We start from the raw sequence: 11,716 nt of genomic DNA on the forward strand, positions 1-11,716 counted from the left end.
TTACCGGCGGGGTCCCGCACGGCCCCCACCACTTGATGCGTATCGTTGCCACCTCTTCCCTTACGCCTGGGCGAGCCGATCGGATGCATCGTTGTGTTTGAAATATACCCGCCACCGCGTCCTTCAGCCCTCCCCGGTGGCCAGGTTCATGCACGTGGATCACCACCAAAAAACTGGGATGCATCCAAGCCCCTGTCTCATGCGTATAGCCAATGTTCATGCCGCTTCAGGATGGAAAATCTCTGATCTGGGCCGGCCAAACGAACCACATCTACACAAGACCATGAAACCAACCACACTACCGCTACTGCTCACTTCGGCCGGACTCAGTCTGGCTGCCGTCTCGAGTTCGGTTCTCGCGTCGAGCCATCGCGAAGCGCCGACGATCACGAGCACCCCCAAAATGGATTGCACCGATTTCTACGCCTTCAACAGCTATGAAGCGGGACGTTCCAACTACGTCACCCTGATCGCCAATTACATCCCCTTGCAAGATGCCTATGGCGGGCCCAACTACTTCAGCATGGCCACCAACGCCATCTACGAGATCCATATCGACAACACTGGCGACGCCGTTGAGGACATCACCTTCCAGTTTAGCTTCAATCAGCGATACAACGCCATCAGCCTGCCGATCGGCCCTGAAGGAAATCGCCGCACCAATGCCATCCCATTGATCATCGCCGGCCAAGTGACCAAGGACAGTCTCGGCGCCATCAACGTTCAGGAGCAGTACACCATGGTTCTGGTGCGCGGCCCTCGGCGCGAGCCGGTTTCCTGGTTCCCGGTGTTCAACCCGCGCACCGGGCGGCTCGATTTCGACAAGCCTCTCGACAATATCGGAAATAAAACCCTCCCCGATTATGACAGCTACGCCAACCAATACATCTATGAGTTCGCGATCCCCGGCTGCCCCGACAAGGGCCGGGTGTTCGTTGGACAGCGCAAGGATCCCTTCGTGGTCAACCTGGGAGAGACCTTCGATTTGATCAATATCTCGACGAGCCCGCTTGGCCCGGTCGACGCCAATAAGGACAGTCTCGCCGACAAGAATGTCACGTCCATCTGCCTCGAGATTCCCAAGAGCTGCCTCGTCGTGGGCGACAAGCCCACCATCGGAGCTTGGACCACTTCCAGCTTCATTACCACGGGCGGAAAATTTACTCAGGTCTCCCGCCTGGGCATGCCCCTCGTGAATGAGGTCGTCATCGGGCTGCCCGATAAGGATCGCTTCAACACGAGTGAGCCCAAAAATGATCTCCAATTCATCGATTACGTGACCCACCCAACCCTCCCCGCCCTGATCGAGCTGCTCTATGGCGCAGCGGGAGCGAAGGCCCCGGCCGTGCCTCGCACCGATCTGGTTGCGGCCTTCGCGACGGGCTTGGACGGCCTGAACGCCAATGGGAGTGTTGGCGAGATGCAGCGACTCAACACCTCGGTGCCGGCAAAGCCGGCAGCTGAGCAGAAGAACTTGGCGGCCCTCGCCGGAGACATCGCCGGTTTCCCCAACGGCCGTCGCCCGGGTGATGATGTCGTTGATATCGCGCTGCGCGTCGTCATGGGCGCTCTCGTTCCGGATGCTCCCAACCAGGCCGTTCCCTTCACCGATGGAGCCTATGTGGACGCCACGTTCTTCGACGAGAAGTTCCCTTACCTGCGCACTCCGCTCAAGGGCTCGCCGAATGACCCGACCATCAACATTCTTCTCAAGGCCGCGGCAAAAGTGAACGGCCCGTTTGAGAACGCCAAGGGTGCCAAGTGGGATGAGGCCAGCCAAACCTTGTCTGCCGACAAACTCCCCACCGCCGAGGGTTTTTACAAACTCCAAGCGGACGGTAAGGTTAGCGTTGGAACCGTCGAGGTCGATGGTGACAAGGTTAAGCTCGGTCTGAAATGACAAGTAGCGTTCGGTGACTATGAGCTAAGTCAATATTCCCAATCCGGCGGACTCCGGTCTCCCGCTTCCCGCTATAGAAGCCATCCACAGACCGGGGTCCGCCTCCTGGATCCGACCTAACAGCTCCTGCCATGAACCCTCCTCGAACTGGTCCCTGCCGCGGCCTCCTTCGTTCCGTTGTAGCGCACGCCGTCCCGGCGTGTTCCCGTTCCCTCGTCCTTCTCTTTCCCCGATCGTTCTTCCGCTCCGGCACTTGGATTGCCGCCTCGATGGGGTGCCTGCTCCTGTCTGACGGCCCGGTCGATGCGGTTCCGCGCATACCCCGTCACAACGATGAGGTCTTGGAGAAGCTTCCCACTACCCAGAATTACCTCCGTCGACGCTCCCCGGATCCAAGCCAATCCCCGTCGACGCTCCCCCTTGGCGAAGCCGTCGGCGAAGCCAGACGACTGGTGGATCTGGCGCGCACCGAATCCGACCCGCGCTACCTAGGTCGAGCCCAGGCGGTATTGGCCCCCTGGTATCAACTTTCCGACCCCCCATCCGAGGTTCGACTGCTCCGGGCGATTGTCCGTCAGAGTAACCATGATTTTGAAGGTGCTCTTCGTGACCTCCAAGTCTGCCTCGAAGAGTCGCCATCGAATGCCCAGGCTTGGTTGGTTAAAGCCACCATCCATACCGTTCGCGGTGAATGGCAGGCTGCCCGTGATGCTGCCCTGGCGTTGACCCCCTTGACGGAGCGACTGGTCAGCGCGTCACTGGCCGCTTCCATCGCCTCTCTGAACGGCCAAGCCGAAGAAGCCTGCCGGCTGCTGGAGAGCACCTTGTCGGGAGACCGTGTCAAATCCCCTAGCCTGCGGCTCTGGGCTCACACTCTTCTTGCTGAAACCTATTCCCGACGCGGCCAATCCGCCGTTGCTGAGTCTCACTTTAAAGCGGCGATGCGCCTCGGGATTCGGGACGCCTACCTGCGTGGGGCGTATGCTGATTTCTTGCTGGCCGAAGGACGCCCTGCCGAGGTGCTTTCCCTCTTGAACGAGACGACCCCGCCTGACGGATTGTTGCTTCGCCTGGCGTTGGCTGAGCACCGGATCCATCCGGGTTCTGCCTCCGTAGCCGCTCGCATCACCTCCCTCGCCCAACGATTCGAAGCGGCCCACCGACGGGGAGAGGCGGTCCATCAGCGAGAGGAAGCCATGTTTGAACTGCATCTCCGTAATCGTCCTCAGCGCGCCTGGGAACTGGCCAAGGCCAATTGGGCGGTGCAGCGGGAACCGGCCGATGTCAAAATCTTCCTCGAATCCGCTCTCGCCGTCGGACATAGTCCTACCGTGAATCATTTGCGACACTGGCTGGCGGAGAGTGGATTGGAGGACGTCCATATCAGCCGACTGCTCACTCGGGAACAAGCCCGGCCATGAGGCGGCACTCACTGGCAATTCTCCGGCCCGGGCGAACTCATTCATTCGGGTGGATGTGGCTTTGGGCTCTGCTGAGCTGGGTCTGCTCCGTCCCTTCCGCGGTCGCCCATCAGGCCAGCGACTCGTACCTGAGCCTCACCTGGACCAATCAAACCTGGGTCGGTCGCCTCGATCTCGCCATCCGGGACCTCGACGCCGTCTTCGGTCTCGATCTGGACGTCAATGGCTCGGTCACGTGGGGTGAGCTGAAAGCCGGCGAACCGGACCTTGCCGACTATGTGCTCACCAATGTGACCTTCGTCGCCGACGGCCGAAGCCTCGTGCCGCCGGCTTTGGAACTGATGGTCGATGACCACGATGGCGCGGGATTCGCCGTGTGGAGCTTTGTCCTGCCGTTAAAGGAAGTGCCCAAGAACCTCGACGTGCGTTACGTTTGCATTTTTGAGGTCGACGCCCTCCATCGGGCCTTTGTGAAGGTCGACCGCGAGGGAACCATCTCGACCGCGATGCTGAGCCCGGCCGAGAACACCCACCGATTCGAGTTCCCTGCTGGGGCCGGCAGTGAGGCGGGGGTGAGTGACCGGTCCGCAGGCTTTGTTCGCGAGGGTGTGTTCCACATCTGGACGGGATATGACCATGTTCTCTTCCTTCTCGCGCTGCTGATTCCTGCCGTGTTGCAGCGTTCGGACGGCCGGTGGCAGCCCGTGCCTGCCTTGCGGCCTGCCTTCTGGAGCGTGTTCAAAACCGTGACCGCCTTCACCGTGGCTCACTCGATCACTCTCACCCTGGCGGCCTTCGGTCTGATTCATTTGTCCCCCCGACTGGTGGAGCCCATCATCGCCGCGAGCGTGGTTTTGGCCGCGGCCAATAATCTTTATCCGGTGTTCCATGAACGGGGGTGGATCGTGGCCTTTGCGTTCGGTTTGATCCACGGTTTTGGCTTTGCGGGTGTCTTGGAAGGATTAGACCTTTCAGGAATGTCGCTGGCCTGGCCTTTGCTCGGGTTCAATCTCGGCGTGGAGCTGGGTCAGGCTGCCATTGTGCTCTTGTTCGTTCCCCTGGCGTTTGCTCTGCGGCACACCGGCTGGTACCGCTGGATAGGTCTACGCCTCGGATCCGCTGCGATCGTTTTGTTGGCTTCGATCTGGTTCGTGCAACGGGTGACCGGGGGTCCTTAGCTGGGCCGCAGTTCCCTCCCAACCTCCATTGTAGCGTGGGCCGTGTCGGCCCCTTGGGGCGACGCAACGGGACAGGATGAATAAGGTGGGTCGCGTTTTCACGTCTCGGCCGGGATGCCCCGAAAAGCTGTAGAGAGGGCTACAGCACTCCAAAAGGCATGCCTGCCTCGCGAAGCGTCTTGGAGTGCTGTAGCCCTCTACAGCTTTTCCCTGCCGACGGAGTCGCCGAATCTCCGCCAGCACGGAAACGCCCTCACCAGGGTTGGTTCACCCGCCCCCCTCCCTGCTCCAAGCTTGCCTCCTCCCGCTCAATCAGGTAACGCAAAGGAGTATCGATCGCCCGTTTTGATGAAAGTTCCGCCGCAGACATTTTTTACCTTTTGCTCGAATCATGTCGCCCTCCTGCGCGCCTTGGCGGACAAGGGTGGCGAGATCTCGGAAGCGGAGGCTCTGCGCTGCATCCGTACCTGTCCCGGCCTGGCTGACGAACTTCCCGAGACGCCCTGGCGACGGCTTCGCGAGCTGCAAATCCTGGTTCCCACCGAACCGGGTAGCGATCTCTACCTGATGGCCGAGCCGGTCTCCCGCCTGCTCACCTATCTGTTCAACGAGGCCAATCCCGCCACACCGGAGATGATCCGTGGGTACGTGCTGTCATTGGAAACCTGCGGACGCCAGCTTTCCCGCGCGCTCGAGGGTGAGGATGTCCCGGGAGTTGGGCTCGCGTTCGCCGAGATCACCCAAACCTTGCGCCGCGTCTACGCCGATCTCGAGGAAACTCATCATGCCATCTTGCTCGAGGTCGCGCGCTACAAGTCAGAGCGCGAGCGCGTTTCCATTCGCGACAAGTTCCGCCGCATCGTTCACTGGATGGAGCGCTACGTGGAACCCATGATCGAAATCGTGCGCGCGGACGGATCGCTCCGGGCGGTCTTCGATGACACCGAGCGTCTCTTGTGTCTGGCTCGCGACAACGCGCTCTTCCACGACCATCCGGCGCTCCTGCGCAATCTTCGCTACCTGCGTCTCCTGGGGGCTCATGCGTTGCGAATCTTTGTGCAGTGTCGCAAAGAGATTCAGCCGTTGTACGATTCGCTCCGCCGTTCCAGCTTGATTGCCGAGGGTGCTGCTCGCGCTCTGGAAGCCCTGCAGAACGAGGGGCTGGAGGCGTGGGGCACTGCCCCCATGGTGGGCGTTTGTTCCCTGCGATTTCAGAGCGTTCCGGGCGATGCCGCGTTGGAGCATTCCGTCCGACGCGTGTTTCAGCATCCACCCGAACCTGCGCCGATCCTGGAGTTCTCCACCGAAGAATCGGCTCCTGCCGGCTTGATTCGCCGCTACTGGCTCAACTCCCTCCCCGGGCGCATTCGTCCGGCCATGCCGGTGAATGATCTGCTGGGTTGGATTGTCCAGGAACACCCGGACAAAGAAATCGGCGACGTGCTCGCCGGGTTCACCGAGCTTCTCTTTCACGAAGGATTCACCGCCCGATTTGTCGATGCCGACCCCCGTGAGTATCAGGCCAATGGCGGGGTCCTGGCCGGCACCCCGGTCGAGCTTGCTGTCTTGCGCTGACCCTCCATTTTCTTATCGCCTATCATGCTTCCTCACCTTGCTGACATTTTCGACCACTTGAAACGAGGCTGCCACCTGGGGCCCGATGATGAGCCCGCCTTCTCCGCTCTGTGCGCCCGCTACGAGGAATATGCGGCTTACTTCGCTCCGCTGGGACTGCGGCTCGTCCGACATGATCGCGAGTTCTTTTACTTCGAGCCTGATAACCCCGAGAGCGTCCCGGATACGCTGCCTCGGATCGCGGTGTTCTCCTTCATACTGATCGATCATGCCGCCAACCAAGGTCGACCCATTGAGGAGTTCATTTTCGGTCAGAATTTTCTGATGAGCAGCCTGCCGCATTTTACGCTCGATCGATACACGGCTCTTTTGCGCCAGGTCGAAGTCCACGACGCTAAAGGATTGGAGTCCGTTCTGAAACACATGGAGCGCATCGGCTGGGTCAAATCCGTGGGACCCGAGGAGTTCCGCTTTCTTCGCCCGTTCCACCGAATCTTTTCCAAGTGTCTGGAGCTGGCTCAGAATCCTCCGTCACCTCCCGCACCCAACCCCGCTCAGACCCAGGACACTGCCGCCTCCGCCTCCTGACCTATGCCTACTGGCCCCCAGAAAATCATCCTGATTGGCTCCGGTCGCTATATGTACGCGGAGGTCGAGTTGACCGGCGCTTTGCAGATCGTCGGCCCTAACAACACCGGCAAGACGACGCTGATCAACACGCTCCAGTTCCTGTATCTGGATGATCGGCGGAATATGGATTTCGGCTCCTACACCCCGGAGCAAACGCGGGACTTTTACTTTCCTTCGCAATACAGCTACGTCCTGTTTGAATGCCTGGGTGCTCAAGGGGTCTGCGTGATTGGATGGCGTGGACAGAGTAAAACGCATGGCGGAGATCCCGAACGATTCTGCTATCTCGGGGCTTATGAGGAATCCGACTTTCTGGACGAGAAACGGCAGGTGCGTGAACCTCAAGACGTTAATGCTCGCCTCGCATTCAAGCAGTTCAAATCGATCCGCAGTGCTCAGGAACATCGGGAGCTGCTGTTGTCTTCCACGGGTGCCGGCACGCGCGGCCTAGGAATTGTCAGCCTCCGTGATCCTGACAAGTATCCCCAGTTTCGGGAGACGCTCAAGAATCTGCTCACCCTCAATGCCATCACTCAGGAGCAAATGCGGGATCGCCTGCTGATGCTGGCGGACATCCCGCCGGATCGAACCGCTCTCGATGCCCGGGAACTGTTTGGCGAGGATTACGACCGCATTCGCGAGCGACGTGAACGTCTGCTGCGGTTCAAAAAGCACCAAGGCCTCGTCGAACGGCTGGTGGAACAATCCACGGCGCGAGACCTCTGCCGCGGCGAGCTGATGTATCGTTGGACCGACCTGCGTGGGAAGCGGCAGGAATTTGAGAAGGAACACGAGAAACAGTTGGCCGGGCTGCGGGAGACTCAGACGCGGCATGAACATCGCCTTCGCGAGATGGACGCCGAATTGCTCGATCGACGTACCGACGTCAATCGGTTCTCCGAACAGAAGGGCGGGTTCCAGGTTCAGCTGGAGCAGCTAGCGCGGCTCGACAAGGAATTCTCCGACTATGTCCAGGAGCTCGAACATGCGGCGATCGCCAATTTGGGGGAATCCATTCGTCTGCTCACCAACCAGCTTGCGGATGCTCAGGGTGAATCCCGCGAGAAGGCGCGGCAGAAGCTCGACTTCTTTTCCGAGCAAGTTCGACACAAGGAGCAGACGATCCAAAGCTTCCACAACGTCGCGGTTACTGCGCTGCGCAAGCACTTCACCGACGATGAGCTGAATCGTCTCTTCCGACTCTTCAACCGGAACCTCCTCGAATACCCGATGGGACCCGAGGGCATCAACGTGGTGCGCGAGAAGGAGGTCCTGCGGATGCTCCGAGCTTTGCTCGAACAGCTTTCCGATGACGGACTCCAAGATCCGGCCTTTGCCATCCGATTCCGCGGCAGTGAACTTCCATTGGCCGGGCTCGAGAACATCGAGGCGGTGCAGGAGCGGCTGGAGGAGGATCGGGACAAATTGGCATATTGGCAGAATGTTCTCCGCGCGATCGAAGAGCGCGAGAAGCTGGAGCAAGAGCTTCAAGCGCGGCGTCACGAACTCACTCTCAAGAACACTCGCCAGGTGCGGTACGAAGAGTATCAGAAGGCCAAGGCTAACGAGCCGCGCTGGTCTTCCGAACTCAAGGCCATCACCGACGGGATCACAGCCGCTCAGAACCGGATCGCCAAATTGGTGAAAGAGCAGACCGTGGCGCTGCGGTCACGGGAGGAGGCCGAGGATCTGATCCGCAAAACGGAAGACACCTTCAATCGGGTGATGGGTAACTTCGGCCTGTGTGTGTTCCCTGAGTTCGAAGTAGGTCCGCGGGTCGTGACCGATACCCCTAACGACTTTGATGCCGCCATTGCACTGTTCTTGCGTCAGCAGGACCAGCAGAACCGCGCGAGCGATGAAATCCGAAGGATCCTGGTGGATGTTGAGCGCTGGTTCGGTGAGGAGTTTCGTGGCGATACGGAGGATCAAACGGTCCAGCGATTACGTGAAGAATTGGAAGCGCTCGGTGAGCGGGAGGAGGCGTTGACTCGCGATTGGAACGCGCATCTCCACGCCATCCGTGCCACCTTCGACCGGATCCTAAAGGAGCTTGGCCATGTCTATAGCGCGCGTGATGATCTGAACCGCGCGTTCGCTAAAGTTCAGGTCTCCAATCTGAAATCGCTCCGCATGGATGTGAAGGAGCAGAGCGATCTGGTGGCTTGGATTCGCAGCCTGGCCGACGCCGAGCAGCCTGGACTTTTCGACGACGACACCAGCCTGTCCTCCACCATGAAGAACTTCCGGCACAAGCTGGAAGGTAATCCGGTGGTGCGCTTCGCCGATCTCTTCACTCTCGGTTTCACTGTCGTCGGTGCCGACGATCGCAAACACAGTTATCACGATCTGCGCCAGATCGAATCCCATGGCACCACCATCACCATCAAGGTGCTGTTCAATCTGTTGCTCCTGAAGAGCCAACTGCGGCGTGAGGACTGTCAGGTGCCGTTCTTCTTGGACGAGATTCAGATTCTGGATCCTGCCAACCGGCACGCGATTCTGGCAACGGCCCGCAAACTCGGTTTCCTCGCCATCACCGCAGCTCCGGAAGCTGTCAGCGAAGTGGATGCCCTGTATTTCCTGCAAGCGAACAAAGGCTGGATCGTGTTGCGGCAGAAGCATCGGATTGGAGTCAAAGGGCGAGCGGCCTCCTGACATGGCTCGAGACGAACAGATCCGGAAATTGCTCTTTACTCTGCAGGAGCAGGGATTTCTTCCGGGATCCAGGTGCAGCCAGTCCTTTCGCGAATGCGTTCAACCTTTGATCGACTCCGAGATCCTGGTCGAGGAGCGTAGCGGGAGCGGCCGCCGCTGGGTGGTCCGGGATAAAGGCGCGCTTGCCAGCTTCGTGACCAGCCTGTTTCCAGCAACCTCGGTGGCCGACGATGCTTCAGCGCGCGTGAACAGCGTGGCTCAGTTTCGTCGCAGCAAGGCGCTGGCGAATGATTTGCCCGAGATCGTAACGCTCCGTGCTTGGGAGCCTGGCGCTACGCTTCTCGTCGATGGGGTTCAGACCTCCGCTTCCGAATGCACACGGGAGCATGGCGCCTTCTCCTGCGTTCTCTCCAAACCCTCTCGCTATTCGCTGCGCGGGCCTTGTGCGCTGGTGGAGAACCCGGCAGTGTTCCTGCAGTTCGAGCGGCTAGCGTTGCCGGTGGGTCTCGCTGTGTATGCGCGCGGCATCTGTTCCGATCGGCTGCTAAGCTGGATCGCGGATCAGACGGCCGATGACTTTCGTCTGCTCCACCTCCCCGATTACGATCCCATTGGCTTGAGCGAGTACCTGAGGCTAAAAGACCGATTGGGAGATCGGTTGGAGCTGTATCGTCCCTCCCGACTCCCTGAGCTGTTCGCCCGGTTTTCGGATCGAGGTCTGCTTGAAAATCCGGTGGCTATCGCTTCCCTTGCGCGGCTGCGGGGCAGCTCGAGGCCGGAGGTGCGCGAGATCGTCGCTTTGATCGACGCGCATAACGCCGGCCTCGAGCAAGAGGCCCTGCTGTTGTAGGCTACACTTTTACCCAGCTCTTCGCGCGACTGCTGCGCAGGATGGCTTCGCAGAGGCGAACCTCGTGATGGCCATCCGCTGCAGTAGCGAACAGGACCGGGGTCTTGCGTCCGCTGGCGATGTGCTCATACACCGCGCGGTAGTGCATCTTGTGACTGTCCGGAAACCCTTCCGGATGCCCGCCTGGATAATCGGTGAATCCGGCCACGTCTTCGCTGAATCCGGCGGTGCCCCGCTGCAGGATCTGATTAGGCTCGTCACGACGGCCAACGACCATTTCGTTCGGCTGCTGGAGATCCCAACGCAGACTCCCCTTAGTCCCATAAATCCCGAACGCCAGGCTGCACTTCCAGCCTGCGGCCACTTGGGAGATCGACGCGTTCGCGTGCACACCATCCGCAAAGCCGTGCTTCGCCCGCCCGAACTTCAACAGCAAGCTGCCGAAATCTTCGGTGTCCACTTTGTAGGATACCATGGTCTTGGGATCGACCTTGGCGAAGGTCTTCACCTCGCCCTTGGGACGAAGTCGGGTTTTGTGGAAGGTTTCCAAATGAGCGAAGGTCGACTCGACCTTGGCGCCCAAGATGAACGAGACGGCGTCGATCCAATGCGTGCCGATGTCACCTACCGCTCGTAGCTTGCCGCCTTCACTGGCGAGCAGCCGCCAGTTGTAATCGGTCTCCTGCAGCAGCCAGTCTTGGAAGAAATGCCCTTGCACATGGATGATCTTCCCCAAGTCGCCGCGCTGAACCATCGCTCGCGCCTGCAGGACTGCAGGAAAGAAACGGCACATGTAATTGACGGCAAACACCGGTCCGCGCTTGCCCGCCTTCTCCACCACCTCTACGAGCTTCCCGGTTTCCCGAGTGTTCATGCCCAGGGGCTTCTCGCAGACCACATGTTTGCCGGCGGCAAGTGCGGCCAGAGATTGTTTCACGTGCACTTTGTTCGGCGAGGTAATGTGAACTACATCCACATTGGGCGACCGATACATCGCCCGATAGTCGTAATCACCATAGACTTCCGGTATTCCCCACCTCTTGGCCGTGGCAGTGGCCGAGGCAGTGGAGCCGCAGATGGCCGTCACCTGGACCCCGAGGCGTTTAAGGGCTTCGATGTGGACTGGGCCGATAAACCCAGTGCCGATGACTCCGGCACGCAGGGTGTGTAGCGAGTTGCTCATGCCCCGCAGCATGCCGCCGGATGTATCCCGACTCAAACCGAAAGTCGGTGCCGAGGAAAGACGGGTGTGATTAAACGTGGGTGAGGCGGGGAACTATCTAACTTGGGAACCAACGATCCTTTTGCGCATGGAGTTCCGCCTTCAGGCGGAAAAGGCGTAAATATTGGCCCACCAGTATAGGATTTAGCGTTTCCATGATTATCAAGCCCCTGGGGACCGCCTTTAGCCCAATCCATGCAGTCGTTCAGCACGCGTTTGCTTGATCTTTTTGCGAAATCCTTCGTTGTTCGTCGCTTACGTATTTCGCTCAACACACTCGCT

Annotated in this window: 8 protein-coding genes; 7 read left to right on the forward strand and 1 reads right to left on the reverse strand. The window is 59.6% G+C overall.

Features of this window, described 5'->3' with window-relative positions:
* Window positions 1-283: 283 nt before the first annotated feature.
* From JNN07_04685 to JNN07_04715, 7 genes are all read left to right on the forward strand, one after another.
* Window positions 284-1,900 (forward strand): DUF4331 domain-containing protein, encoded by a 1,617-nt coding sequence (locus JNN07_04685; protein ID MBL9167017.1) that lies wholly within the window; start codon window positions 284-286, stop codon window positions 1,898-1,900.
* Between the two features lie 131 nt (window positions 1,901-2,031).
* A complete protein-coding gene (locus tag JNN07_04690) occupies window positions 2,032-3,321 on the forward strand; it encodes a hypothetical protein (GenBank protein MBL9167018.1) in 1,290 nt (429 codons plus the stop codon).
* A 53-nt stretch (window positions 3,322-3,374) separates the two neighbouring features.
* A complete protein-coding gene (locus JNN07_04695) occupies window positions 3,375-4,499 on the forward strand; it encodes a HupE/UreJ family protein (GenBank protein MBL9167019.1) in 1,125 nt (374 codons plus the stop codon).
* Window positions 4,500-4,847: 348 nt separating this feature from the next.
* Complete coding sequence (locus JNN07_04700; GenBank protein MBL9167020.1) at window positions 4,848-6,074, forward strand: hypothetical protein; 1,227 nt, start codon at window positions 4,848-4,850, stop codon at window positions 6,072-6,074.
* Window positions 6,075-6,098: 24 nt separating this feature from the next.
* A complete protein-coding gene (locus JNN07_04705) occupies window positions 6,099-6,662 on the forward strand; it encodes a hypothetical protein (GenBank protein ID MBL9167021.1) in 564 nt (187 codons plus the stop codon).
* A gap of 3 nt (window positions 6,663-6,665) precedes the next feature.
* Complete coding sequence (locus JNN07_04710; GenBank protein MBL9167022.1) at window positions 6,666-9,362, forward strand: hypothetical protein; 2,697 nt, start codon at window positions 6,666-6,668, stop codon at window positions 9,360-9,362.
* A gap of 1 nt (window position 9,363) precedes the next feature.
* Window positions 9,364-10,212: a hypothetical protein gene (locus JNN07_04715; GenBank protein ID MBL9167023.1), complete on the forward strand. Its 849-nt coding sequence runs from the start codon at window positions 9,364-9,366 to the stop codon at window positions 10,210-10,212.
* Window position 10,213: 1 nt separating this feature from the next.
* On the opposite strand, the gene JNN07_04720 is transcribed toward JNN07_04715, so the two are convergent.
* Complete coding sequence (locus JNN07_04720) at window positions 10,214-11,395, reverse strand: Gfo/Idh/MocA family oxidoreductase (protein MBL9167024.1); 1,182 nt, start codon at window positions 11,393-11,395, stop codon at window positions 10,214-10,216.
* Between the last annotated feature and the right edge of the window lie 321 nt (window positions 11,396-11,716).

The organism is Verrucomicrobiales bacterium, assembly GCA_016793885.1.
Lineage (GTDB): Bacteria > Verrucomicrobiota > Verrucomicrobiia > Limisphaerales > UBA11320 > UBA11320.